This is a genomic window from Streptomyces sp. B3I8, from assembly GCF_030816915.1.
Taxonomy (GTDB): domain Bacteria; phylum Actinomycetota; class Actinomycetes; order Streptomycetales; family Streptomycetaceae; genus Streptomyces.
Genome location: NZ_JAUSYN010000002.1, coordinates 3,714,067 through 3,739,345 on the forward strand (window position 1 = coordinate 3,714,067; position 25,279 = coordinate 3,739,345).

The window sequence follows — 25,279 nt, forward strand, 5'->3', positions numbered from 1 at the left end:
CATCCCCGTGATCCGGCCGATGCGCCTCAGCTCACAGTGAAGTAGTAGTCGTAGGGCGCCAGTTGGATGCCGGAGCGGGTCGTCGCGTAGACCGTGAGGTCGTACCAGCCCTCCGCGGCCGGGGCCCAGTCGACACTGGCCGTGTGGTCGGCGTCCGCGGGGACCGTGACCTCCGGCCCACCGTCGTTGAAGGTGTACGTGTAGCTCACGACGTCCTTCACCTTCGGTGCGAAGGTGAAGGTGCCCGTGACTGAGCCGCCACCGCTCGAACCGTTCTCGGGGTAGGCCGTCGACACGACGGTGGGCGTGGTGTCGTAGGTGGTGCCCCACGAGGCCGCAGCGCTGACCCAGCCGTTCGCGCTCCTGCTGGTCACCTGGACGTTCTCGCCGTAGATGCCGTCCAGCGTCAGCTCCACCGCCGCTGTGCCGTCCGCCTCCGCCGCGACGTCGAAGGTCCTGTCGCTCCGCCCTCCGACGGTCTCCACGGAGTAACCGACGATGGGGCTCTTCGCCTGGAGCGCGGGGTCGGGACGGAGGGTGAACCCGGTCGGCTCGCCGAACTCGGGATCCGGGACGGCCGGGGTGATCGTGGGCGCGGGGGAACTGACGCGGAAGGTGTAGTCGGTGACCGCCGACCCGTGGTAGGCCCGGTCGAGGCTGCGTACCGACAGCGTCATCACGCCGGAGCCGCTCGGCGGGATCAGGCTCAGTGCGGCCGAGCCGCCGAGCGCGTCGGCGCGTATGAAGTATCTGGTGTCGGAGTAGGGGTCGACGGGCTGCGGAACGCCGTGGTCACCGATATCGGTGCCGATGACCGGCAGGTCACGATGCCAGGTGAACTCGAACCCCTCGACGTCGTCGACCCCGTTGGAGCCGATCCTGAACTGGACCGGCTCACCGCCCTCGGTCCAGCCGTCCGGCGGGTAGTTCGGTGAGGTGACGGTGGGCGCGTGGGCCGGGCGAACGTCGTCGATCGTGACGTAACAGGCGGCCGACCAGTCCGAGGCCGCCTCGTCGACCGTCGTCCGCGCCCGCCACGCGTAGGTCTGACCGTCGGCGAGTGCACTGGAGGCAATGGTGGCGGGAGCCTCGAAGCCGGGGGTGGAAAGGTCCCGGGTGACGGTGGTGATCCGCGTCGGGTCGGTGACCGGCCAGAGCTCGTACCGCACGCCGACCAGGCGGCTGACGGCCGAGTCGGTGACCCCCGGGACACCCTCGACGACGAGGCCGTCGCCGGCCCCTTGGTAGGAGGGGTGGTCCGCGTCGGTCGAGCAGTGTCGGTAGCCGTTGAAGAGCTGCGTCGGCGTGATGGGTATCCCGTCGGCCGCGCTCGCGGGCGACACGGCGGCGGCCAGCGCCAGGCCGAGGGTCCCCACCGAAGCAAGGACCGTACGGGGTCTCGCGCCGAAGGACATAGACAAGTGATCCCCTCCCGTCGGGGCGCCGCAGAGCGCACTGCTGTGCGAGCGCCGGAGGGATCGTACCGGGGCGCCGCAGGCCGCCACACGGCATTCAACGGCCGCGACCAGAGGCTTTTTCAGCCCCGCGGCGCTCCATCGCCACGACAGGTCGCCCTCGTACGAAGCCCCCGACTGCCACCGCGGCCGCCACACCGGCCGGATGCCGCGGCCGACCCCGGCGGTGGACTGGACCGTGAGGCAGGGAACCCGGGATGCCCGCGGGCGTCTCCGCCGCCGAATCGTCCGGCACCGAACGCCCGAGGGCGTACGAGGCAACTCGACGTACGTGAAAGGCGGCGGGCCGGACGGGAGGAATCCCGTCCGGCCCGCCGCCGCGGCACCCCCGCGCCCGGCGGATCACTTCCGTCGGACGACGTCCGTGCAGTAGCGATCCCTGCCCGGCAGATGGCCGGTGACCAGGAAGTCGACGGTGGCCTTGTCGGCGCAGGCGGAGCCCTCGTCGTAGACGTAGTGACCGCCGTTGTCGACGCCGACGAGGACGGAGCCGTCGCCGAGGGCCTTGCGCAGCCCGACTCCGCCTTCCCACGGGGTGGCGTTGTCCCTGCGGTTCTGAAGGATCAGGGTGTTGCGCGGGCCGCCCTTCGTGACCCTGACGGTCGCCTCGGCCGGCTTGTCCCAGAAGGCGCACGACCAGATGTTGGCGGGCATGCCCGCGGTGAGCGGCCACTTCGCACGGTCGGCGGCGGTGCGGGCGGCGTAACCGTCGACATCGTGCGGCCATTCGGCGTCGCCGCAGGTGAGAGCCATGAACATGGTGGCCTGGTTGTCCGCGGGGACACCCGGGGACGTCGGTGTGTCGGCGAACACCTGCGCGAGAACCTCGGCGTCGGCGGCCGTGGTGGTGCCGTGGGCCAGGTCGTCGGCGGCCTTCCAGAACTGGGCGAGCACCGGAAGCGTCTCGTTGTGCAGGAGCAGGCCGTAGGTCACGTTTCGCAGCAGCGCCCCGTCCAGCGGCACCGGTGCGCCCGGGATCGTCGCGGGTGCCCGGTCGAGCCGGTCGGCGAGGGCGAGATAGGTCCGGGTCACCTGCGCGACGCTCGCCCCCAGCCCGAGCGTGCCGTTCTGTGCCGCGGCGACGCGGGCGGCGTCGGGGAACCGGTCGGCCATGCCCTTGCCCCAGGTGTCCGCGACCTCGTCGGCCCATACCTTGGTGGGGTCGACGTTGCCTTCCAGGATCATCCGGTCGGTGTGCTTGCGGAAGAGTGACCGGTAGACGGTGCCGAGGTAGGTGCCGTAGGACTGGCCCCAGTAGGAGATCTTCTTCTCGCCGAGCGCCTGGCGGATGCGGTCCATGTCGCGGGCGGTGTTGGCGGTGCTGTAGTACCGCAGGTTCTTGCCCACGGTGTCGGCGCACCGCTTCGCGTCGGCCTTGGCGAGGGCCACGTTCTTCGTGATCGAGCCGTCCGCTGCCGGATAGGGGAACAGACCGGGCACGCCGGGGTCGTTCAGGCCGCAGCTCTGCGGGGTGCTGTGTTCGACGCCGCGCGGATCGAAGCCGATCAGGTCGTAGCGGTCCAGCACGGTCTTCGGCAGGGTGGGCGCCATGGTGCCGGGCATGTCGAGACCGCCCAGCGCCGGCCCGCCGGGGTTGAGCAGCAGGACGCCGCGCCGCTTGCCGGGTGCGGCGGTGGACAGACGGGAGACCGCGACGTCGATCTTCGCGCCGCCCGGATGCCGGTAGTCCAGCGGGACTCGCAATGTGCCGCAGGTCAGACGGGGATCACGGGTCTGCCCCTCGGCCAGGGCCGGGCACGCGCCCCACGTGATCCCGGCGTTCCCCGCGCCCCCACCGACGCGCTCACCGGCGGCCCGGGACGGCTGCGCGCCCTGGGCCTCGGCGACGTACGCGACCAGCGCGGTCCCCGCCACCGTGCAGGCCACCAGAGCCCTGGCGAGCCGGCGGCCTCCGGAGGAACCGTGAGTCGCGGAACTGTGTTTCGTGGTCATGGCACTGTCCTCAACTGCTCGCCCGGCCGACCGGCCGGCCTGCTCAACCACACCGTCGTGTTGATGACTTGAGTCAACAACAGGCCCCCCGTCGCGCGCGTCACCCCGCAGAGGACACCTCAGGTAGCTCGCTCGGGGGATGCCCGGCCGCATCCGAGAAGGAGCGAGCCGTCGCCGGCACGCTGCCGTTCGCTGCCGTTCGCGGCTGCCCGTGTCGGATGCTGATGTCACGACGCAGGCCGTCTCCCGACCGACCTGAGTACGCGCGCTCATGCACGGCGCCGGCCACGACAGCATGCTGAAGGGCATGTACTCAACGGACTGGTACAAGCGGACACGGCGGTCGTCGTGAGTTCCGGTGACAGGCCGTCGGCCGGCGCACAAGTCGCGATCAGCGTGGTGCTGCTCGTGATCGACCTGCTGGTCATCGCCTGGGTGGCTGTCATCCAATACGGAATGGCGGGATGGGCCGACAGCTACAACGCCGGTGCCCCACCGAGTGCACCCAAAGAAGCGCTCCGGGGCATGTGGACCCTGGCCGGTGGCGCGGTCATCACAGGCGGCGGCCTTCTGGCACTGCGGTGCCGTCTCCCCGGCATCATGCAACTCGTCGTCCTGGGAGCCGGAGCCACGCTGCTTGCCTACTCCGCCGACCACGGGTAGGTCCACGTCACTTCACTCGGCTCGGCGACGGTATGCGACCACTGTCGATACCGCAACGGACTGCTCGTAGACGGTCGCAGCCTGCAAGCCGCGTGCGCTCGCGGCTCCCGTGGAGAGGGCGCCCCCCCCGCCCCAGCACAACGACGACGATCGGCGCGAGGCTCAACACATCGAGTACGGCCACCACTGGAAACGCGGCGTCCAAAGCCCGAGGCAGCCGACCCAGGGCTGCGGCACCCAGGACGAGGCGCGCACGGGCGCGGACTGCTGCTGGTCGACTCGATCGCCGACTCCTGGCAGCCCGGGCCGAGCCAGTTCCGTGGAAGGGTGGTCAGTGTCGTGCTGGTGGATGCTTGGCCGTCCTTGTCCTGAAGGAAGGGCACCCCGCTCTCTGCCTCACCTGCTCCGGCAGCGGGAATGTCGAGGGGCCGGTCGCCGTTGCAGCGACGTCGCTCACGAGCGGCGGGAAGCCGTCGCCGCCGGCCTCGATGCCACCGCACGGAAAGCGCGGGCGGCTGCCGCGGCGAAGTGGGCTCCCGCCAAGCCTTCTGGCACGAATCTGGCACGCGGCCAGTGAGGGCAGCGCACAGCAAAAAGGCCCGGGTCTCTGACCTGGGCCTTAACTGTGGAGCGGGTGACGAGAATCGAACTCGCACTCTCAGCTTGGGAAGCTGATGTTCTACCACTAAACTACACCCGCGCTGGGCGCCGGATGGTGTCGGTGCCCGAGTGCTCGTTCACTCTACCCCATCCTTCCGGTGCCCAGAGAGCGCGGGGTCGCCTCGCGTTCCGCTGGTCGATCCGCCCCGCCACGCCCCGTCCGGGGCGTGGCGGGGCGTGCGCGTACGGATGTCGGGAACCGGCTGGGCGGCCCTTGTGGGGCGCGGGGCCTGTGCGGTGACCGGTGGGGCCGCTGTGTACGGCGAGCGGGTAGGCTGAGCCCGGGACGGGTGTGCGCGGAATGTGATACACCGGCCCGTCCCGCAATCGTCCCGGTGAGGCCCAGAGGAAAATGACGAGCAGGTTCGACAACGTCCGGCGGCCCAATGGATTCATGCGCGAGGACGCGATGTTCGGCAAGGATCTCTTCGCCGACGAATCCAATTTCGACCTGCGATATGTCAGCGACTACGAGCGGATCACCGAGATCGTCAAGGCGCTGCGGGTCCTCGGGATGCGCGTGGTGCTGACCAGCGGCTCCTTCGACATCATTCACGAGGGGCACTCCATGTATCTGGAGGCCGCCCGCAAGTTCGGTGACTTCCTCATCGTCGGTCTCGACAGTGACGAGAAGATCCGGCAGCGCAAGGGACCGAACCGGCCCGCCGTGCCCGAGATGGAGCGGCTGCGGATGGTGACGCACCAGCGCGGGGTCGGGCTCGTCACCCTCAAGCAGGTCGATCACCCCAGGTGGAGCCTGATCGAGGCCGTCCGGCCCGACGTGCTCGTCGCCACCGCGGACACCTACGACGCCGACGAGATCGCCGACCTCGAGGCGAAGTTCTGCGAGCGCGTCGAGGTGCTGGAGCGCATGGCGACCGTAAGCACCTCCGCCCGGCTGCGCCGCATCCAGCTCGGCCTCAGCGACCGTGGCGACGGCCCCCGGGGCGGGGACGACGGTGTCCACGGCGGGAACGACGGGCACGGTGAGACGTCCGGTCCGGGAGACTGAGCGCCGCGGTGAAGCAGACGATCCTCTACCTGCCCGTCGTGCACGCCGGTTACGAGGACTTCCTCACCCGGCACGCCGACTCCGACGAGATCCTCGTGCTCGGGCGCGGGTTCGCCGAGGTGTTCCCCAAGCTCGCCAAGGACATCCGCGCCCTCGGCCCCGAGCGGGCCGCGCGGCACGCCCGCCTGATCGTGCCGGAGACCGAGGTGCGGGTGCTGGAGCCGGCCGATCTCGCCGCCGGTGCCGTCCGCGCCGACCTCGTCGTGCTGCCGGACGAGGAGATCATGCATCTGCTCACCGCACGTCCCGACTTCCCGGACGAGGCCGAGCTCCGCTTCGAGTCGACGTTCCTGCGCTGGGACCGGGAGTGGAGCCGCGCGGGGAAGCCCGCCGGGTTCGACGAGCGGATCACACGGGCGGCGCTCGACCGGCGGTTCATGGCCGGGGCGCAGCGGGAGGCCGGGCGCAGTTCGGACTGGTGGCGCCAGGTGGGCGCGGTCGCCGCGCGTGACGGGGAGGTGCTCCGGGTCGCGCACAACCATCACCACCCCACCGAGTACTCGCCCTACATCGATGGCGACCCGCGTAACGAGTTCAGCCGGGGCGTACGGACGGACCTGTCCACGGCCATCCACGCCGAGGCGTCCCTCGTGGCCGGCGCCGCGAGCGAGGGGACGGTCCTCGCGGGCGCGGACCTGTACGTCAGTACGTTCCCGTGCCCGGCCTGCGCGCGGCTCGTCGTCGAGGCGGGGTTCCGTGCGTGCTACTTCGCCGGGCCGTACGCGATGCTGGACGGGGAGGAGATCCTGCGGGCGGGCGGCGTCGAGCTGGTCTGGGTCGACACGGCGCAGGATCGGGTCGACATGGCGCAGGATCGGGCGGATCGGTCCGATCCGTCTGATCCGTCTGATCGGTCCGGGCGATCCGATCCGCCTACCGCCGGTGCGGCGTCGAGCTGAACTTCATGCGGACCGGGGTGAAGGGCGGCGCTTCGGCGATGCCGCCCCCGTCCCGCGCGTCCTGTTCATCCCTTGCGTCCCGTTCGTCCTGTTCGTCGCCCGTTCCGACCAGCACGTGCACGTGCAGGTGCCGGATGGTGCCGCCGGTGTACCGGCTGTCGCCGTTGCGGGAGCCGAGGCCGTAGTGGCTCAGGCCGTACTCGCTGCGCACCGACGCCAGGACCTCCCAGAAGTCGGCGCGGGAGGCGGGGGGGAGGTCGAGCAGGTCGGTTACGTGTTCCTTGGGGATGAGGAGCAGGTGCAGCCGGGTTCCGGCGTACGGGAACTCGTTGGGCGTGACCATCCAGTGCGCGGTCTCCCACAGCACCTGCTGCTTCTCGTGGGCGCGCAGGACGTCGGGGCAGAAGAGGCAGACGCCGGCGGCGTCGAGCCGTTCCATCTCCGCCCGCTGCGCCTCGGTGCGGCAGTTGCCGAAGTAGTACAGGCTCACGCCTGCACCCTCTCCAGGCGCAGGAAGGAGTGGGGTGGCACCGGGCCGTCGCCCTCGCTTTCGCCCTCGCCCGGTACGTCGACGCGCGACGTCTCCGTGAAGCCGTCCAGCCAGCCCGCGGGCATCCGGGTGTCGCCCCGCACCCGCACGTGCACCCGGGTGAGGTGGATGCGGTCGACGAACGGCAGCGCCTGCCGGTAGACGGACGCGCCGCCGATCACGCAGACCTCGTCCGTGCCGGCCGCCCGCTCCAGGGCCTCGGCGGTGGCCAGCGCGTCGGCCACCGAGCGCTCCCAGCGCACGCCCTCCGCTCCCGCGTCCGCCTCCCCGCGCGGCGAACCGCTCACGACCACATTGGTGCGGCGCGGCAGCGGCCGGCCCAGGCGGGCGACGATCGACTCGTGGGTCAGCCGGCCGAGCACCACCGCGTGGCCCTGCGTGAGTCGCTTGAAGTGCCGCAGGTCGCCGGGGATGTGCCAGGGCAGGTCGCCGTCGCGGCCGATGACGTCGTTCTCGTCGGCGGCGACGATCAGTGAGGTGATCATGTCGCCACCGGGATGGAGCCGATGGCGGGGTGCGGGTCGTAGTCCGCGAGGTCGAAGTGCTCGGGGCGGAAGTCGTGGATGTCCGTCACCCGGCGTCCGCTGTCGTTGAGCGTGACCGTCGGCAGGCGGCGCGGCTCCCGGTCGAGCATGACCTTGACGCGGTCCACCTGGTCCGCGTAGACGTGCGCGTCCGAAAGGGTGTGGTAGTAGCGGGCGGCCGGAATGCCCGTGAGGTGTTCCAGCATTAGCAGCAGCGCCGCGTACTGGATCATGTTGGACGGCACGCCGACCGGTACGTCGCCGGAGCGCTGGAACATGTGCAGGTGCAGTTGCCCGCCGAGGACGCGGACGTGGACCCAGCCGTGGCACGGAGAGATCGTGGTCTTCGGGGTCTTTCCCTCGCCGCGCACCTGGTACTGCGGGATCCACGGGCTGACGAAGTGCGTGCGGTCGTGCGGGAGTTCCGTCAGCTGCTCGACGAGGTGCTTGAACTGGTCGAAGCCGGGGCCCTCGGCGGTGGGGAAGTCGTGGAACGCCCCGCCGTACGATCCCGGGCCCAGGTCGCCCGGCGGCAGCCCGCGGCGGGACGTCTTGCCCTCGCTCGCCCACGGCCCCCACCAGTCGCAGCCGAACTCGGCGAGCGCGTCGAGGGTCCGGGCGCCGTTGATGAACGCGCAGAGTTCGCCGATGGGCTTGCGCCAGAAGCGGGCGAGGCTGCGCTCCGTGATGACGGGGAAGCCGTTCGCCAGGTCGAAGCTCATCGTCTGCTGCATGAGGGTCAGCGCGTCGGGACCCTGCCGGGTGGGCACGGGGATGCCGTGCTCCAGGATGGCGCCCAGAACCCTGCGGTACTGCTCGTCGGGCGCGCGGTCCGCGTACGCACCGTATTCCACGGAATTGCCCCTCTTCGCGTTCTTCACGTGTCAGCTCGTCGTCCCGGTGGCCCCGGCCGCCCCAGACTACTGGGCCCCGGCGCACCCGGAGCCGGACACCCGGCCTGTGACCTGCCGCGCATCCTGCCGCCGGGCATGTCCGGGTTGGCCCCGGAGAGGCGCGCCGTAGCTCCCGGACCGGGCTGTGCGCCCGGGAGTTGGGGCGTACGGTGGGGGCCGTTCGGACGTCCCGTGCGGGGCCGGGGTGCCGCCTGCGGAGGCGTCTCTTTCATGCCGTAACGTGGCTTTTGTCGTCAGGCAGGGACAGGTCTTGGGGAAGGGATCGCACGACTTGATGGAGCGCACCGTCGTCCGTTGTGCCGAGGGGCACGTGTTCACCACCGTTTCGTTCCCGATGCAGCAGGCGGAGCGGCTCGGGCCCGGCCGGCTCGTCCGGTGCCCACGGTGTGCCCGGCTCCGCAGTGCGGTGCCGGTCACGGCGGACAAGAGGTGACGGAGTCGAGATGAGAGGGGCCCCCGGCGTGACGCCGGGGGCCCCTCTTCGTCGGTGGTCCCGGCACGTGCCGAGACCGGAGTCCCGCACCGTGCCGAGACCGGAGTCCCGGAACGCGCCGAGAACGCTGCTCAGAACGTGCCGAGCTTGACGATCGACAGGATCGCGGCAAGCTGGATCGCCGACGCGCCCAGCGCCCTCGGCCACGCCATGTCGTGCGAGCGGGAGACCATCAGGGTCAGCAGCGCTCCGGCCGCGACCCAGGTCACCCAGCCCAGGATCTGCACGAACGAGGCGTCGCCGCCCGCGAACATCGCCACCAGCAGCCGGGGCAGGTCCGTGAGGGACATGATCAGCATGGAGAGCCCGACCGTCGGCTGCCACGCCCCGTTGCCGCCGAGCTGACGGGCCAGGGTGTGGGTGACCACGCCGAGGACGAACGAGCTGAGCACCATCGCCACGGCCGTCGTCAGGACGAGCGGCACGGCGCTGGACAGCGTGGCGTCGAGCACGTCCGAGCGCGCCTTGTCGAAGCCGAACACGGCGAGCAGGCCGTACAGGAAGGTGACGACGAGGGCCGGGCCCCACATCGTGTAGTCGCGCATCCGCAGGAAGGTCTGGTCGGGCGACAGCACGATGCCGCGCAGCAGGTCCTTCCACGGCAGCCGGGGGCCGGTCGGCGGGGCCGGTGCCTGGCCCGCGTGGTAGGTCTCGCCCTGGGTGTAGTGGTCCTCCCCGAGGGAGAAGGCCTGGGTGTGCCCCGGGTTGTTCGCCGCGTACGGGTCCGCGCCCGGGCCCTGGGCGTAACCGCCGTGCGGGTCGTCGCCGAAGTACTCCGGCTCGCCGTGGTCGGGGCCACCGGGGCCGCCCGCGCCGTACTGCTGCGGGGCGGCGCCGTAGGGCGGCCGCGGGCCGCCGCCGTACGGGTGCTGCCCGGGGCCGGAGCCGTACTGCGGCGCCCCGGCCTGCGGGTAGCCGTGGCCCGGGCCACCGCTCGGCCCGCGCGGCGCCTGCGCCTGCGCCTGCTGTCCGTACGGGGCCTGCTGCCCTCGCGCCTGAGGTCCTCGGCCGTTCTGGCCGCCGCGTCCGATCCTGAATCCAGCCACGCCTTCGAACGTACCTGGTCCGCGGGCGCCGCGGGCCCGGCCCCCGTTCCCCGGGGCGGCTTTGCGTCCGAGCTGTGACATCCCCTAGGGGTGACCAACGGGCGGACCCGGAGCGGGAAATGGGGAAATCACCGGGATCACCGGGGGCAGCGGGGCACCGGGAGCAGTGGAGGGCTGCGAGCAGCCGGAGCGCCGGGGGCGCCGGGACTACTGCAGGAACCCGTCCACCAGACCGGAGTCCGCCTTGAGGACGCCCGTCGTCGTGATGCCGGACGTCGTGCCCGACAGGCGCAGCGAACCGTACATCCCGTCCACCCACAGGTCGGCGTGGCCGTCCCGGTCGGTGTCGCGCAGGCGGACGGTGCCGCCGAAGCTGTCGTCGGTCTCGAGACCGCCCGGCACGCCGGGGCTGTTGCGGGCGAACCACTGCGAGTTCTTGCCGGTGAGCCCCGGGGCCCCGCCGCGCAGCACATGCACCCCGCCCGCGTACTCGACGTCGCCGATCTTCTCCCCGTACACGCCGACGGCCAGGTCCTGGTAGCCGTCGCCGTTCACGTCGCCCGCCGACACACTGTCGCCGAACGCGTCGTCGTGCTCCGGGGAGCCCGCGACGCCGCTCGTGGACTGGGTGATGCGGGCGCTGGTGGAGGAGGGGCCCGTGGAGGAGCCGTACCAGACGGTGACGCGCCCCTTGTACCCGGACCAGCCGGGGGTGCCGACGGCCACGTCGCCGTAGCCGTCCTTGTCGAAGTCGGCGATGACGCCGTCGCCGCCGCCCTCGTCACCGGAGTTGACCTGGAGGGACTTGCCGGGGGTGAGGGTCGTGCCGCCCTTGATGAACCAGGCGTCGGCGGTCTGCCTGCTCCCGGAGAACGCGGCGCCGACGATGACGAGGTCGGTCCTGCCGTCGCGGTCGACCTTGCCCGCGATCAGATGGCTCGAGTCGAAGCCGGTCCTGTCCAGCGTCGTGACGGAGCCGGTGGTGCCGGAGCGGGTGATCGGGCCGCGGTAGACGTACGTCTTCCCGGCGTTGACGACCGCCAGGTCCTGCTTCCCGTCGCCGTTGAAGTCGCCGGTGGCGAGGTCGTCGCCCATGTAGCCGTACGACTGCTTCGGCGCCTTGTCGGGGAGCGTGGTGCCGCCCTTGAGGCCCTTCGGACCGCCCCACAGGACGGTCACGGCGCCCTGGTCCTTGCGGCCGTCGACGTCCTCGCCGCGGGCGGCCACCGCGAGGTCGCCGTAGCCGTCGCCGTCGAAGTCGGCGGCGGCGCGGATCTCGCCGAACATGTCGTCCGTCTCGTCGGCGCCGGGCACGCCGGTGCTCGACTGGTCGACGTACTGGGTCCTGGTGCCGGGACCGGTGGCCGTGCCGAAGGTGACGCGGATGCCGCCGCCTTCGCTGTCGTACGAGGCGACGGCGTAGTCGCGGTAGCCGTCGCCGTCGAAGTCGTCGCCGTGCACGGCGGGCGCGGCGGAGGCGGGGGCGGTCAGGAGGAGCGGGGTGAGGAGGCCGGCGACCAGGGGAAGGGCCGGCAGGAGGGCGCGGGTGCGGCGCACGGGGGCTCCCGGAGAGAGGGGGGGTGGGACACGGCGGCCGGGTCCGCGCACGCGTGGTGCGCGGACCCGGCCGCCGAAGGGGACCGGCTCGCCGGCCGGTGAGGTGCCGGACGGTGACGTGCGGTTACGTCGAAGTGCGGTTATGAGGAAACCGGCCGACGGCGATCAGTCGGCGAAGTTCGCCCCGAAGTCCGGCGTGCCCGTCGTCGAGACGCCGGCGGCGCTCGGGGAGAGCGAACGGCCGCCGGAGGTGACGATCTTCGAGCCGTTGGACGGGAGGTAGAGGACGGACCCGTTGCCCGCGTTCTCCCACGAACCGGCGATCAGGTCGGCGCGGCCGTCCCCGGTGACGTCGTCGAGCTTGACGTCGAGGCCGAGGGAGTCGTACTCCTCGTCGCTGCCCGGGACGCCCGCCGTGGACTGGGCGAAGTACTGCGTGCCGGAGGTGGTGTCCAGGCCGCTCGCCGAGCCGTACAGCACGGTGAGCGCGCCGGTGTCCTTGACGCCGCCCAGGTCCTCGCCGGGGGTGCCGACGACCAGGTCCTGGTAGCCGTCGCCGTTGATGTCGCCGAGGTCCAGCTCGGAGGCGAAACCGTCGCCCTTCTCCGAGCCGCCGGGGACGTTGCCGGTGTTCTGCGTGATCGTCGTGGTGCCGTCCGGGCCGGTGGACGAGCCGTAGGTGATGTTGGCCCGGCCGCCGTCCGAGGAGTCGGGGATCGCGACGCCGTCCGGCGTCTTGCTGTCCCAGTAGGCGCCGGTGACGATGTCGCCGTACCCGTCGCCGTTGACGTCGCCGATCGCGGTGATGACGCCGGGGCGCAGCTTCTTCGCGGCGGCGGTGCTCGGGCCGCTCGACGTGCCGGGCAGGTAGTAGTTGGCGTTCCAGCCGTACTCGCCGGTGGTCTCGAAGCCGTCCACGACGAGGTCGGTCTTCTTGTCGCCGTTGACGTCGCCCGCGGTGAGGTTGAGCGGGCCGGTGTCGCCGCCGGACTGGACGGGCGGCTTCACGGTGGTGCGGGCGGTGGCGGCCGCGCCGGAGGCGGTGATGCCGCCCTTGTAGACGTAGATGGTGCTGGAGGAGTTGGCGACGGCGAGGTCGTCGCGGCCGTCGCCGTCGAAGTCGCCCGCGGCGAGGTAGTTGCCCCACCGGTCGTGCGAGGAGACGGCCGGGTCGGGCACGGTGACGCCCTTGCCGGTGAGGCCGCTCGCCGAGCCCCACAGCACGGCGACGGTGCCGCCGTTGACGTCGTCCCCGACCTTCTCGTGCGGGGTGCCGACGGCGAGGTCGTCGTAGCCGTCGTGGTTGAAGTCGCCGTAGGCGGTCTCCGAGCCGAAGGCGTCCTCGGCCTCGGAACCGCCGGGGACGCCGGCGCTGTTCTGGCTGAGCACGGACCGCTCGGCGGCGTCGACGCCGGTGGAGGTGCCGTACAGGACGACGACCTGTCCGGCGTGCTTCAGGCCGGAGACGTACGCGCCGGCGGCGGAGAAGGCGACGTCGCCGATGCCGTCGCCGTTGAAGTCGGCCTGCGGGACGGTGGTGGAGTCGGCCGCCGTGGCGGTGGCCGCGCCGAAGGTGAGCAGAGTGCCCGTCAGGGCGGCCGCGGTGACCGTGGCGAGGAGGAGTCTGTGACGCTGCTGCATGCGATTTCTCCAGGGCATGCGGGGGCACCCACGCGGGGCGCCCCCTTCGAATGGGGTGGTGAGGTACTCGACCGGGGTGGCGAGGCACTCGACCGGGATGGTGAGGTGTGGGACCGGGACGGTCAGGTGCTCGACGGCGGTGTCAGTCCGCGAAGTTGTTGCCGAGGAGCGGGGTGCCGGAGCCGGAGACGCCGACGGTGGAGGGGTAGATGCCGGACGGCGCCGTCAGGGAGCCGTCGCTGCCCGAACGCAGGGCGTACACCGCGCCGTTGTCGCCGTTCTCGCCGCTCGCGCCGATGACGACGTCGTCCAGGCCGTCGCCGTTGAGGTCGTCGACGTGGACGTCGGAGCCGAAGAAGTCGGCGTTCTCGTCGGAGTTGGGGACGCCGGGCGTGTCCTGGTCGATCATCCTCGCGCCGGTGCCGGTGATGCCGGAGCCGTCCGCGGCACCGTAGAGGATGGTGACCGCACCGGTGTCCGTGCCGCCGGTGAGGTTCTCGCCGGGGGAGCCGACGACCAGGTCGAGATGGCCGTCGCCGTTGATGTCGCCGAGGTCGAGTTCGGCGCCGAAGCTGTCGCCCGTCTCGCCGCCGCCGGGAACGCCCGCGGTGTCCTGGTCGAAGGACTGTACGTCGCCGTGGGCCGGGCCGTTCGCCGTGCCGTGGCCGATCAGGACGGCGCCGCCCTTGCGCGCGCCCGCGATGCCGTTGTCCCAGGCGATGCCGTAGACGATGTCGCCGTAGCCGTCGCCGTCGGTGTCGCCCACGTCGGTGACGAAGCCGGCGGGCAGCTTCTGGCTGGTGCCGGAGCGGACGCCCGAGGCGGAGCCGGGGAACCAGTAGTTGGCGTCGTAGCTGTCCGCGGAGTCGTACCCGTTGACGACCAGGTCCTCGATGCCGTCGCCGTTGGCGTCGCCCGAGTGCAGGTTGCGCAGGCCGTCGCCGTCGCCGCTCTGGATCGGCGGGGAGAGCGTGTAGTGGCCGCCGGTGGAGCCGGAACGCGTGAAGCCGCCGCGGTAGATGTCGACGGTGGCGGAGGTGGACGTGCCGAGCGCGAGGTCGACGTGGCCGTCGCCGTTGAGGTCGGCGGCCTCCAGGACGCCGCCGAACCGGTCGTGCTCGGTGGGGCGGGGGTCCTTGACGGTGGTGCCGCCGTGCAGGCCGGAGGCCGAGCCCCAGAGGATGACGGCGGTGCCGCCGTCGGTGTCACTGCCGACGTCCTCGCCGCCGGCGCCGGTCGCGAGGTCGTCGTAGCCGTCGCCGTCGAAGTCGCCCCAGGCGATGTCCGAGCCGAAGTAGTCCTCCGTCTCGGCGGCGCCGGGAACGCCGGGGCTGTTCTGGCTGATCGTGGTGTGCTCGCCGCCGCCGCCGTAGAGGACGACGATCTCGCCGGCGGCCTTCTTGCCGTCCACGTAGGCGCGGGTGGCGGTGGTGGCGACGTCACCGATGCCGTCGCCGTTGAAGTCGGCGTCCGCGGTGGTGCCGCCCGGGGTGGGGGCGGCGGTCGCGGTGGCGGCCGACAGAGTCAGCAGACCACCCGTCAGCGTGGCCGCGGCGGCCGTCGCGAGGGTGAGTCCGAGGCGCTTGTGCATGCGGGATTCTCCTGAGCATGCGGGACGCCCGCGCGGGCGCCCACGTGAATGGGGTGCCGTATCGCCCGGGTTCGCCTGAGGTTGTCCTCGGCGTCACCCGGGGTTCGGCGATCAAGAGACCGGCGAGGGGGTGTGAGGGTTGTACGCGTGTTCGGAAAAGTTGTGGTGACGTCCGCTCCTGGGGTGGCGGAGCCGCATATGGCACAGCCCCGCACCCCTTCACGGGGCGCGGGGCTGTGTTCGCAGAGAGGGGGCGCTACTGCACCGGCTCCGGTTCCGGTGTCTTCGTGCCGTCCGCCGTGCCCGTGGGCGGTTCGTCCGCCGGGGTCTTGACGGAGGTGAGGAGGAGCTGGGCGACGTCCACGACCTGGACGGACTCCTTCGCCTGGCCCTCGTTCTTCTTGCCGTTGACCGAGTCGGTGAGCATGACCAGGCAGAACGGGCAGGCCGTGGAGACGATGTCGGGGTTCAACGACAGCGCCTCGTCGACGCGTTCGTTGTTGATGCGCTTGCCGATGCGCTCTTCCATCCACATGCGCGCGCCGCCCGCGCCGCAGCAGAAGCCGCGCTCCTTGTGGCGGTGCATCTCCTCGTTGCGCAGTCCGGGCACGCCCGCGATGATCTCGCGCGGCGGGGTGTAGATCTTGTTGTGCCGGCCCAGGTAGCACGGGTCGTGGTAGGTGATGAGGCCCTCGACCGGGGTGACCGGGACCAGCTTGCCCTCGTCCACCAGGTGCTGGAGCAGCTGCGTGTGGTGGATGACCTCGTAGTCGCCGCCGAGCTGCGGGTACTCGTTGCCGATCGTGTTGAGGCAGTGCGGGCAGGTGGCGACGATCTTCTTCGCCGACCTCGGCCTGCGCGACTCGGCGGTCACCTTGCCGTCGTCGTCCGTCTCCTCGCCGAACGCCGCGTTCAGCGTCATGACGTTCTCCATGCCGAGCTCCTGGAACAGGGGCTCGTTGCCCAGGCGGCGGGCGGAGTCGCCGGTGCACTTCTCGTCGCCGCCCATGATGGCGAACTTCACGCCCGCGATGTGGAGGAGTTCCGCGAAGGCCTTCGTGGTCTTCTTCGCGCGGTCCTCCAGCGCGCCCGCGCAGCCGACCCAGTACAGGTACTCGACCTCGGTGAGGTCCTCGACGTCACGTCCGACGACCGGGATCTCGAAGTCGACCTCCTTGGTCCACTCCAGCCGCTGCTTCTTGGCCAGGCCCCAGGGGTTGCCCTTCTTCTCCAGGTTCTTGAGCATCGTGCCCGCCTCGCTCGGGAACGCGGACTCGATCATCACCTGGTAGCGGCGCATGTCGAGGATGTGGTCGACGTGCTCGATGTCGACGGGGCACTGCTCGACGCAGGCCCCGCACGTGGTGCAGGACCACAGGACGTCGGGGTCGATGACCCCGTTCTCCTCCAGGGTGCCGATCAGCGGGCGCCCGGCCTCCGCGAGGGCGGCCGCGGGGACGTCCTTCAGCTGCTCCTCGGACGCCTTCTCCTCGCCCTCCGCCGACTTGCCGCCACCGGCCAGCAGGTAGGGCGCCTTGGCGTGCGCGTGGTCGCGCAGCGACATGATCAGCAGCTTCGGGGAGAGCGGCTTGCCGGTGTTCCACGCGGGGCACTGCGACTGGCAGCGGCCGCACTCGGTGCAGGTGGAGAAGTCCAGCAGGCCCTTCCAGGAGAACTGCTCGACCTGGGAGACGCCGAAGACGTCGTCGTCGCCCGGGTCGGTGAAGTCGATCGCCCTGCCGCCCGAGGTCATCGGCTGCAGTGCGCCCAGCGCCGTACCGCCGTCGCTCTCCCGCTTGAACCAGATGTTGGGGAAGGCCAGGAAGCGGTGCCAGGCGATGCCCATGTCGGTCTTCAGGCCGACCACGATCATCCAGATGAACGAGGTGGCGATCTTCAGGCCGGCGAAGAAGTAGGTGAGGTTCTGGAGCGTGCCCAGGTCCATGCCGCGCAGCCAGGACACCACCGGGTACGAGACGAAGAACGAGGCCTCGTAGCCGTCCACGTGGTGCTGGGCGCCCTCCAGTGCGTGCAGCATGAAGATGCAGACGCCGACGATCAGGATGACGGCCTCGACGAAGTACGCCTGGCCGAAGTTGGAGCCCGCGAACCGGGACTTGCGGCCGGGGCTGCGCGGGTGGGAGAGCTGGCGCAGCACGATCAGCGTCAGGATGCCCAGGACCGTCATCGTGCCGATGAACTCGACGAAGACGTTGTACGGTGCCCAGTCGCCGAGGACCGGCAGCAGCCAGTCGGCCCGGAAGAGCTGCCCGATCGCGTTGACGATGGTCAGCAGCAGGGTGAAGAAGCCCACCGCGACGAACCAGTGCGCCACGCCCACGACGCCCCAGCGGTTCATCCGGGTGTGGCCGAGGAACTCCTTGGCCACGGTGACCGTGCGCTGTGCGGGGGCGTCGGTGCGGGTCCCGGCGGGCACGGGCTGGCCCAGCCGCATGAAGGTGTAGATCTGCAGGAGGGCGCGGCCGAACAGTGCCACGCCGACCACGATCAGGACCAGCGACACGATGATCGCGGCGAGTTGCATTGGGGCTCCTGGGGCGGCCTCGACGTTACTGAGCTCGAGATTACTAAGCGGTAACTTATCCAGTCCGTCTGAGACTACCCGCATCCCGCTTCGCAATGTAACCGGAAGCCGGGTGATCTGAGTCGCTGAGGTGCGCCTGAGCGTGACGGTGTCCGGGGTGCGCCCCGGGTGCACGGTCCGACGGACCACACGAACGGATCGTGTTATTCGTACGGTATTGCGGCATATGCGCCTACGGTGGGCTCCGTGCTCTACGGGATCGTGGCCGCCACCACCGCCGTTCTCCTCGCCGCCGCGCTGTGCGCGCTGCTGCGGGGCCCCGGCCTGCGGGCGGGGATCGTGGTGGTGGGGCGGCGCGGACGGCGGGTGCCTGTCGTGGGCGGGCTCGCGGTCGTGGGGACGGTCGGCGCGGTGGTCGGGGCCGGGGAGTGGAGCGGGGCGGCACGACTGGGCGGCGAGGTCACGCGGGTGCTGCTGGCGGCGGCGGCCGTCGCCGCGACGGGCCTCGCCGAGGACCTGCGGCCCGCGCGGCACCGCCCCGGCGGCAGGTGGCCGCGTGTCGCGCGCCGGGTGTCGCGGTACGCGGTGCCGGCCGGCGCGGCGGCCCTGGTGGTGCCGTACGACGTCCTGGGCGTCGTGGGCGGTCTGGCCGCCGCCGCCTGGATCGTGCTCGTCGCCCACGGATGCGTGGCCCTGGACCACGCCGACGGGGTGATGGGCGCGGCCGGTGTCGTCATGGCGTTCGCCCTCGGGGTGTGCGCGGTGGCCGACGTGCGCGACGGGCTCGCCGCGCTGCTGTGCGTGCTGGCCGCCGCGCTCACCGGGTTCCTGATGCACAACGCGGCGCCCGCGCGGGTGACGGCGGGGCGGGGCGGTGCCCTGTTCACCGGGTTCCTGCCGGCGGCCGTGGCGGTGCTGGTGCTGGCGGGGCGGGGTCCGGGGGTGGGCGGGAGCGTGCTCGCGGCGCTCGGCGCGGTGCCGGTGGTGAGCGTGGTGCCGGTGCGCGTGGCCCGGGGGCTGCGCGGAATGGGGCTCACGCCCCGGGGTGTTGTCGTGGTGGTCGCCGCGCTGACCGCGGGGGCGGCGGTTCCCGGGGTACTGGTGTTCCTGGAGTGGGCTCCGCCCCTGGCGGCGTGGGTCGCCGCGGCGGCCGCGGCGACGGCCGCACTGGCGTGCGGCCTGCTGGGGAGGGCGCCTCGTGGCTCGGGGGTCCGCCTGGGCAAGCGGCTGCGGGCGGTCCGTGGTCGCCCGCGCCCCGCGGCGGAGCCGCAGTTCGTCACAGTCCCGCGCCCCGGCAAGGGGCGCGGGGAACCGCGCGAACGGCCCCCGCTCACCCGCACCCGCCGCCCGGCCCGTACTCCCGAGCTCTGAGGCGCCCCTCGGCCCCGCGTGCGGGCCCCTGCAGCCCACCCCCGCCTGAAAGTTGAGCCGAGCCCGCTCACCTCTCTTGACTCAGCGGCAGCGCCCTGGCATGGTTGAGTCCGTTGCACTCAAGTCAGCTGGAGGAACTCACCATGGCACGTGCGGTCGGCATCGACCTGGGCACGACTAACTCCGTCGTCAGCGTTCTGGAGGGCGGCGAGCCCACCGTCATCACCAACGCAGAGGGCGCCAGGACCACGCCGTCCGTCGTCGCCTTCGCGAAGAACGGTGAGGTGCTGGTCGGCGAGGTCGCCAAGCGTCAGGCGGTCACGAACGTCGACAGGACCATCCGGTCGGTCAAGCGCCACATGGGCACCGACTGGAAGATCAACCTGGACGGCAAGGACTTCAACCCGCAGCAGATCAGCGCCTTCGTGCTGCAGAAGCTGAAGCGGGACGCCGAGGCCTACCTGGGCGAGAAGGTGGCCGACGCGGTCATCACCGTCCCGGCGTACTTCAACGACGCCGAGCGCCAGGCCACCAAGGAGGCCGGCGAGATCGCGGGCCTGAACGTCCTGCGCATCGTCAACGAGCCGACGGCCGCCGCCCTGGCGTACGGCCTCGACAAGGACGACCAGACCATCCTGGTCTTCGACCTCGGTGGCGGCACCTTCGACGTCTCGCTGCTGGAGATCGGCGACGGCGTCGTCGAGGTGAAGGCCACCAACGGCGACAACCACCTCGGTGGTGACGACTGGGACCAGCGCGTCGTCGACTACCTGGTCAAGCAGTTCCAGTCCGGACACGGCGTGGACCTGTCCAAGGACAAGATGGCGCTGCAGCGCCTGCGTGAGGCCGCCGAGAAGGCGAAGATCGAACTGTCCTCGTCCACCGAGACCTCGATCAACCTGCCGTACATCACGGCCTCCGCCGAGGGCCCGCTGCACCTGGACGAGAAGCTCACCCGCGCCCAGTTCCAGCAGCTGACCGCGGACCTGCTGGAGCGCTGCAAGACGCCGTTCCACAACGTCATCAAGGACGCGGGCATCCAGCTCTCCGAGATCGACCACGTTGTTCTCGTCGGTGGCTCCACCCGTATGCCCGCCGTCGCCGAGCTCGTCAAGGAGCTGACCGGCGGCCAGGACGCCAACAAGGGCGTGAACCCGGACGAGGTCGTCGCGATCGGCGCCGCCCTCCAGGCCGGTGTCCTCAAGGGCGAGGTCAAGGACGTCCTGCTCCTCGACGTGACCCCGCTCTCCCTCGGCATCGAGACCAAGGGAGGGATCATGACCAAGCTCATCGAGCGGAACACCACGATCCCGACCAAGCGGTCCGAGATCTTCACCACCGCCGAGGACAACCAGCCCTCCGTGCAGATCCAGGTCTACCAGGGCGAGCGCGAGATCGCGGCGTACAACAAGAAGCTCGGGATGTTCGAGCTGACCGGTCTGCCGCCGGCCCCGCGCGGCGTGCCGCAGATCGAGGTCGCCTTCGACATCGACGCCAACGGCATCATGCACGTGACCGCGAAGGACCTGGGCACGGGCAAGGAGCAGAAGATGACCGTCACCGGCGGCTCCTCGCTGCCGAAGGACGAGGTCGACCGCATGCGCCAGGAGGCCGAGCAGTACGCGGACGAGGACCACCGCCGCCGTGAGGCCGCCGAGACCCGCAACCAGGGCGAGCAGCTCGTCTACCAGACGGAGAAGTTCCTCAAGGACAACGAGGACAAGGTCCCCGGTGACGTCAAGACGGAGGTGGAGACCGCGCTCGGCGAGCTGAAGGAGACGCTCAAGGGCGAGGACACCACTGAGATCCGTACGGCCACCGAGAAGGTCGCCGCCGTCTCGCAGAAGCTCGGCCAGGCCCTGTACGCCGACGCCCAGGCCCAGCAGGCCGCCGGTGGCGCCGAGGCGGGTGCGGACGCCGGTGCCGGCCGGGCGAAGGCCGACGACGACGTGGTGGACGCCGAGATCGTCGACGACGAGCGCAAGGACGGTGCCGCGTGACGGAGGAGACCCCGGGCTTCGATGAGCAGCAGCCCGACGTCCCCTCCGGCGCGACCTCTGACGACGCCGAGCCGAAGGCCGCCGCCCCCGGTACCCCCGGGACCCCTGAGAAGGGGGCGGCGGCCCCGGCCGGGGACACGGACCGCACGGCGGGCCTGACGGCCCAGCTGGACCAGGTGCGCACCGCGCTCGGTGAGCGCACCGCGGACCTCCAGCGGCTGCAGGCCGAGTACCAGAACTACCGGCGCCGGGTCGAGCGCGACCGGGTCACGGTCAAGGAGATCGCCACCGCGAGCCTCCTGTCCGAACTCCTGCCCGTGCTCGACGACATCGGGCGCGCGCGGGAGCACGAGGAGCTGGTCGGCGGCTTCAAGTCGGTGGCCGAGTCGCTGGAGACGGTGGCGGCCAAGCTGGGTCTGCAGCAGTTCGGCAAGGAGGGCGAGCCCTTCGACCCGACGATCCACGAGGCGCTGATGCACAGTTACGCGCCGGACGTCACGGAGACGACGTGCGTGGCGATTCTGCAGCCGGGGTATCGCCTCGGTGAGCGCACCATCCGCCCCGCGCGGGTGGCGGTCGCCGAGCCGCAGCCCGGCGCGCAGCCGGTCAAGGCCGACGCCGCCGAGGGCGCCGAGGCGGCCGAGGCCGCCAAGGGCACCGACGCCGAGGACAGGGAGAGCGGTGGCCCGGACGAGGGCTGAGCTCGGACACGGAAGGAAGGAGGGACGTCGGGGATGAGCACCAAGGACTTCATCGAGAAGGACTTCTACAAGGTCCTCGGCGTCCCCAAGGACGCCACCGAGGCCGAGATCAAGAAGGCGTACCGGAAGCTCGCCCGCGAGTTCCACCCGGACGCCAACAAGGGCAACGCCAAGGCGGAGGAACGTTTCAAGGAGATCTCCGAGGCGAACGACGTCCTCGGGGACCCCAAGAAGCGCAAGGAGTACGACGAGGCCCGGGCACTGTTCGGCAACGGCGGGTTCCGTCCGGGCCCCGGCGCCGGCGGCGGAACGTTCAACTTCGACCTGAGCGACCTCTTCGGAGGGGGCGCGCAGGGCGGGGGCGGCGGGGCGCAGGGCGGCTTCGGCGGCGGACTGGGTGACGTCTTCGGGGGCCTGTTCAACCGCGGCGGCGCGGGCGCCGGCACCGGCACCCGTACCCAGCCGCGGCGCGGCCAGGACGTGGAGTCCGAGGTCACGCTGAGCTTCACGGAGGCGGTCGACGGCGCGACGGTGCCGCTGCGGATGTCCAGCCAGCAGCCGTGCAAGGCCTGTTCGGGCACCGGCGACAAGAACGGCACACCGCGCGTGTGCCCGACGTGTGTCGGCACCGGCCAGGTGGCGCGCGGCTCCGGCGGCGGCTTCTCGCTGACCGACCCGTGCCCGGACTGCAAGGGCCGCGGTCTGATCGCCGAGGACCCCTGCGAGATCTGCAAGGGTTCGGGGCGCGCGAAGTCCTCGCGGACCATGCAGGTGCGCATCCCGGCGGGCGTCAGCGACGGGCAGCGGATCCGGCTGCGCGGCAAGGGCGCCCCCGGCGAGCGCGGCGGCCCGGCGGGCGACCTGTACGTCGTCGTGCATGTCGGGGAGCACCCGGTGTTCGGCCGTAAGGACGACAACCTCACCGTCACGGTCCCCGTCACCTTCGCGGAGGCGGCCCTCGGCGGCGAGGTGCGGGTGCCCACGCTGGGCGGCCCGCCGGTCACCCTCAAGCTGCCCCCGGGCACGCCCAACGGGCGCACGATGCGCGCCCGCGGCAAGGGCGCGCTCCGCAAGGACGGCACGCGCGGGGACCTGTTGGTCACCGTCGAGGTGAGTGTGCCCAAGGACGTGTCGGGGAAGGCTCGTGACGCGCTGGAGGCGTATCGCGAGGCGACCGCGGGGGAGGACCCGCGGGCGGAGCTGTTCGAGTCCGCGAAGGGAGCATGAGGACGCCATGGACACATCCGGCCGTCGTCGCAATCCGTACGAACTGACGGAAGAAACCCCGGTGTACGTCATCTCGGTGGCCGCACAGCTCTCCGGGCTGCACCCGCAGACCTTGCGTCAGTACGACCGGCTGGGCCTGGTCTCGCCCGACCGCACCGCCGGGCGCGGCCGCCGCTACTCGGCCCGCGACATCGAACTGCTCCGCCAGGTGCAGCAGTTGTCGCAGGACGAGGGCATCAACCTGGCCGGTATCAAGCGGATCATCGAACTGGAGAACCAGGTCGCCGCGCTCCAGCAGCGCGTGGCCGAGCTCCAGTCGGCGGTGGAGGGCGCGGCGGCCACCATGCGGCAGCGCGAGGCGGCGGTGCACGCCTCGTACCGACGCGACCTGGTTCCGTACCAGGAGGTGCAGCAGACCAGCGCGCTGGTGGTGTGGCGCCCCAAGCGCCAGCCTCCGCAGCCCACGGACTGACGAAGGCGCGGTCCCCGAAGGGGGGCCGGTCCGGCGGGAGAGCCGGGAGACCGCAGGGTCTCCCGGCTCTTCGCGTGTCCGGGGTGCTTCGTCCGGCGGCTTGCCCCGATTCCCCGTTGTTTCTGTGTTGTTGTGTGCCTGCTCGACACTCGCGGCCATTGGTGTGATTGCATGAACAACGCGCAGGACAAAAGCACGGTTGCTCCTTGATCATTCACCGATCTCTCACAGGGTGGCTGTTGCAATGTCGTTAACCGGTACTCCTTGACGGTGGGTACCGCCTCCGCGTTGGCTTTCAGCCACATGACTCACTCGCGCCCCCTGTCCGGAAGGCACCTGATGTGAACACTCGTAACGCCCGCAAGACCGCCGCCCGTCGCATGTTCCTGGTGCTGCCCGCCGCGACCGCCGTCCTGTCCCTGAGTGCCTGCGGTGTGATCGACGGCGTGGGCAGTGACAGCGCCTCCGCGACGCCGAAAAAGGGCAACGACATCACGGTGGGCCTGCTTCTCCCGGAGAAGGAGAACCAGCGTTACGAGAAGTTCGACTACCCGATCATCAAGGACCAGGTCGGCGTCCTGACCAAGCACCAGGGCAAGGTCGTCTACGCCAACGCCGGGCAGAACGCCGAGCGGCAGAGCGCGCAGATGGAGGGGCTGATCGACGACAAGGTCGACGTCATCCTGCTCGACGCCGTGGACGCCAAGTCGATCGCGCCCACCGTGCGCAAGGCCAAGGACGCCGGCATCCCCGTGATCGCCTACGACCGGCTGGCGCAGGGTCCGATCGACGCGTACATCTCCTTCGACAACGAACTGGTCGGCCAGGTCCAGGGCCGGGCCGTCGTCGAGGCGCTCGGCACCAAGGCGGCGACGAGCAAGATCGTCATGATGAACGGCTCGAAGACCGACCCGAACGCGGGCCAGTTCAAGAAGGGCGCGCTCAGCGAGCTCGCGGACAAGGTCAACATCGTCAAGTCCTACGACACCGTCGACTGGAAGCCGGAGAACGCCAAGCGGAACATGGCGCAGGCGATATCCGAGGTCGGCCTGAGCAACATCGCCGCGGTGTACTCCGCCAACGACGGCATGGCCGGCGCGGTCATCGACGCGCTGAAGGAGGCCGGCGCCGACAAGATCCCGCCGGTGACCGGGCAGGACGCCGATCTGGCGGCCGTGCAGCGGATCATCGCGGGCCAGCAGTACATGAGCGTCTACAAGCCGTACCCGGAGGAGGCCACCAACGCCGCCGAGATGGCGGTGGCGCGGGTGCAGGGCCGCTCCATCGAGTTCGACGCGCTGACCCGCGACACGGTCGACAGCCCGACGGACAAGAAGATCCCGGCGATGCTGGTCCAGGTGGTCGCCCTGACCAAGGACAACATCGAGGAGACGGTGCTGAAGGACAGCATCTACACGGTCAAGGACCTGTGCACGCCCAAGTACGCGACGGCGTGCGGTCACATCGGTCTGAACTAGATTCTGTCGTTTGCATGCAGGTCGCAGGGGGCCGACGGCGCCGGCCTCGCGTCTGCGAGCTGATCCGAACGCCAGCCCTTAGGTCCCGGACCTGCGCGCCGTCCTCGCGACGGCTCGTCAAGAAGCCCGGCGGTCATCGACCGCCGGGCTTCCGCGTTGTCCGGAGCTGTCCCTCCATGTTCCTCCATGTTCAGCCACGTTCCTCCACGCTTGTCCCGTTCCCCCCCGTCCCGTCCCTCCCTGCCCCTCCCCGCCCCTCCGTTTCCCCTTCACTCTCCGGGCCGTGAGAGGGAAGGGGAAAACCGGCCTGTTCGGGAACGGTCGGGGGCAGGTCGGTGAAGGGACCGTGTTGCGGAGGCGGGCAGGTCCGCGCATAGTTGCGCTGCGCGGGAACCCGAGGGCGCTGCACAAGCCCGGGAACGGCGCGGGAAGTCGAGGGCGGGAGCC

At 71.0% G+C, this 25,279-nt stretch carries 19 protein-coding genes, 1 tRNA gene and 1 pseudogene; 10 read left to right on the forward strand and 11 right to left on the reverse strand.

Going from position 1 to position 25,279, the window contains the following annotated elements; translation table 11 throughout:
• Window positions 1-26 precede the first annotated feature (26 nt).
• Both QFZ64_RS18630 and QFZ64_RS18635 read right to left on the reverse strand, forming a co-directional pair.
• Window positions 27-1,376 carry a hypothetical protein gene (locus tag QFZ64_RS18630; RefSeq protein WP_307067192.1) on the reverse strand — a complete coding sequence of 450 codons (1,350 nt, stop codon included), beginning with the start codon at window positions 1,374-1,376 and terminating at the stop codon, window positions 27-29.
• Window positions 1,377-1,817: 441 nt separating this feature from the next.
• The gene (locus QFZ64_RS18635; RefSeq protein ID WP_307067194.1) at window positions 1,818-3,428 is read right to left on the reverse strand and encodes an alpha/beta hydrolase; all 1,611 of its coding nucleotides are present in this window, start codon (window positions 3,426-3,428) and stop codon (window positions 1,818-1,820) included.
• A 348-nt stretch (window positions 3,429-3,776) separates the two neighbouring features.
• On the opposite strand from QFZ64_RS18635, the gene QFZ64_RS18640 reads away from it, so the two are divergent.
• Both QFZ64_RS18640 and QFZ64_RS18645 read left to right on the forward strand, forming a co-directional pair.
• Entirely contained in the window at window positions 3,777-4,091 is a 315-nt protein-coding gene (locus QFZ64_RS18640; RefSeq protein ID WP_307067196.1) for a DUF6234 family protein, read from the forward strand.
• 216 nt (window positions 4,092-4,307) lie between these two features.
• Window positions 4,308-4,463 (forward strand): annotated as a pseudogene (locus QFZ64_RS18645) (ATP-binding protein); the annotation flags it as partial.
• Window positions 4,464-4,717: 254 nt separating this feature from the next.
• On the opposite strand, the gene QFZ64_RS18650 reads toward QFZ64_RS18645, so the two are convergent.
• Window positions 4,718-4,791 (reverse strand) — tRNA-Gly (locus QFZ64_RS18650).
• A gap of 312 nt (window positions 4,792-5,103) precedes the next feature.
• Between QFZ64_RS18650 and QFZ64_RS18655 the strand changes: the two genes are divergently transcribed.
• Together QFZ64_RS18655 and QFZ64_RS18660 are read left to right on the forward strand one after the other, a co-directional pair.
• Complete coding sequence (locus QFZ64_RS18655; RefSeq protein ID WP_307067198.1) at window positions 5,104-5,763, forward strand: adenylyltransferase/cytidyltransferase family protein; 660 nt, start codon at window positions 5,104-5,106, stop codon at window positions 5,761-5,763.
• A gap of 8 nt (window positions 5,764-5,771) precedes the next feature.
• The gene (locus QFZ64_RS18660) at window positions 5,772-6,722 is read left to right on the forward strand and encodes a deaminase (RefSeq protein WP_307067200.1); all 951 of its coding nucleotides are present in this window, start codon (window positions 5,772-5,774) and stop codon (window positions 6,720-6,722) included.
• Here the strand turns inward: QFZ64_RS18660 and QFZ64_RS18665 are convergent.
• The 8 genes from QFZ64_RS18665 to QFZ64_RS18700 all read right to left on the reverse strand — a co-directional run bounded on the left by QFZ64_RS18665 (window position 6,697) and on the right by QFZ64_RS18700 (window position 17,583).
• On the reverse strand, window positions 6,697-7,212 hold the full coding sequence (locus QFZ64_RS18665) for an HIT family protein (RefSeq protein ID WP_307067201.1): 516 nt from the start codon (window positions 7,210-7,212) through the stop codon (window positions 6,697-6,699). The two genes, QFZ64_RS18660 and QFZ64_RS18665, sit on opposite strands and share 26 nt — an antisense overlap.
• The gene (locus tag QFZ64_RS18670) at window positions 7,209-7,757 is read right to left on the reverse strand and encodes a dihydrofolate reductase (RefSeq protein WP_307067203.1); all 549 of its coding nucleotides are present in this window, start codon (window positions 7,755-7,757) and stop codon (window positions 7,209-7,211) included. The genes QFZ64_RS18665 and QFZ64_RS18670 overlap by 4 nt, the downstream gene beginning before the upstream one ends.
• Window positions 7,754-8,650, reverse strand: a complete 897-nt coding sequence (gene thyA, locus QFZ64_RS18675) for a thymidylate synthase (RefSeq protein WP_307067205.1) — start codon at window positions 8,648-8,650, stop codon at window positions 7,754-7,756. Before thyA ends, QFZ64_RS18670 begins: the two co-directional genes overlap by 4 nt.
• Before the next feature lie 624 nt (window positions 8,651-9,274).
• Window positions 9,275-10,330 carry a Yip1 family protein gene (locus tag QFZ64_RS18680; RefSeq protein WP_307067209.1) on the reverse strand — a complete coding sequence of 352 codons (1,056 nt, stop codon included), beginning with the start codon at window positions 10,328-10,330 and terminating at the stop codon, window positions 9,275-9,277.
• 126 nt (window positions 10,331-10,456) lie between these two features.
• Window positions 10,457-11,806 (reverse strand): FG-GAP and VCBS repeat-containing protein, encoded by a 1,350-nt coding sequence (locus tag QFZ64_RS18685; protein ID WP_307067211.1) that lies wholly within the window; start codon window positions 11,804-11,806, stop codon window positions 10,457-10,459.
• A gap of 165 nt (window positions 11,807-11,971) precedes the next feature.
• Window positions 11,972-13,447, reverse strand: coding sequence for an FG-GAP-like repeat-containing protein (locus QFZ64_RS18690; protein WP_307067212.1), 1,476 nt, complete (start codon window positions 13,445-13,447; stop codon window positions 11,972-11,974).
• Between the two features lie 142 nt (window positions 13,448-13,589).
• Window positions 13,590-15,038: an FG-GAP and VCBS repeat-containing protein gene (locus tag QFZ64_RS18695; RefSeq protein ID WP_307067214.1), complete on the reverse strand. Its 1,449-nt coding sequence runs from the start codon at window positions 15,036-15,038 to the stop codon at window positions 13,590-13,592.
• A 256-nt stretch (window positions 15,039-15,294) separates the two neighbouring features.
• Window positions 15,295-17,583 carry a (Fe-S)-binding protein gene (locus QFZ64_RS18700; protein ID WP_307067217.1) on the reverse strand — a complete coding sequence of 763 codons (2,289 nt, stop codon included), beginning with the start codon at window positions 17,581-17,583 and terminating at the stop codon, window positions 15,295-15,297.
• Between the two features lie 246 nt (window positions 17,584-17,829).
• Between QFZ64_RS18700 and QFZ64_RS18705 the strand changes: the two genes are divergently transcribed.
• The 6 genes from QFZ64_RS18705 (at window position 17,830) to QFZ64_RS18730 (ending at window position 24,832) form a co-directional block, all read left to right on the forward strand.
• Complete coding sequence (locus QFZ64_RS18705) at window positions 17,830-18,954, forward strand: undecaprenyl/decaprenyl-phosphate alpha-N-acetylglucosaminyl 1-phosphate transferase (protein ID WP_307067219.1); 1,125 nt, start codon at window positions 17,830-17,832, stop codon at window positions 18,952-18,954.
• Window positions 18,955-19,097: 143 nt separating this feature from the next.
• Window positions 19,098-20,954, forward strand: a complete 1,857-nt coding sequence (gene dnaK / locus QFZ64_RS18710; RefSeq protein ID WP_307067220.1) for a molecular chaperone DnaK — start codon at window positions 19,098-19,100, stop codon at window positions 20,952-20,954.
• Entirely contained in the window at window positions 20,951-21,655 is a 705-nt protein-coding gene (gene grpE / locus QFZ64_RS18715; RefSeq protein ID WP_307067223.1) for a nucleotide exchange factor GrpE, read from the forward strand. The genes dnaK and grpE overlap by 4 nt, the downstream gene beginning before the upstream one ends.
• A 33-nt stretch (window positions 21,656-21,688) precedes the next feature.
• Window positions 21,689-22,882: a molecular chaperone DnaJ gene (dnaJ, locus tag QFZ64_RS18720; protein WP_307067225.1), complete on the forward strand. Its 1,194-nt coding sequence runs from the start codon at window positions 21,689-21,691 to the stop codon at window positions 22,880-22,882.
• A gap of 7 nt (window positions 22,883-22,889) precedes the next feature.
• Complete coding sequence (locus QFZ64_RS18725) at window positions 22,890-23,354, forward strand: heat shock protein transcriptional repressor HspR (RefSeq protein ID WP_307067226.1); 465 nt, start codon at window positions 22,890-22,892, stop codon at window positions 23,352-23,354.
• A 341-nt stretch (window positions 23,355-23,695) separates the two neighbouring features.
• Entirely contained in the window at window positions 23,696-24,832 is a 1,137-nt protein-coding gene (locus QFZ64_RS18730) for a sugar ABC transporter substrate-binding protein (protein ID WP_307067228.1), read from the forward strand.
• The last annotated feature ends 447 nt before the right edge of the window (window positions 24,833-25,279 follow it).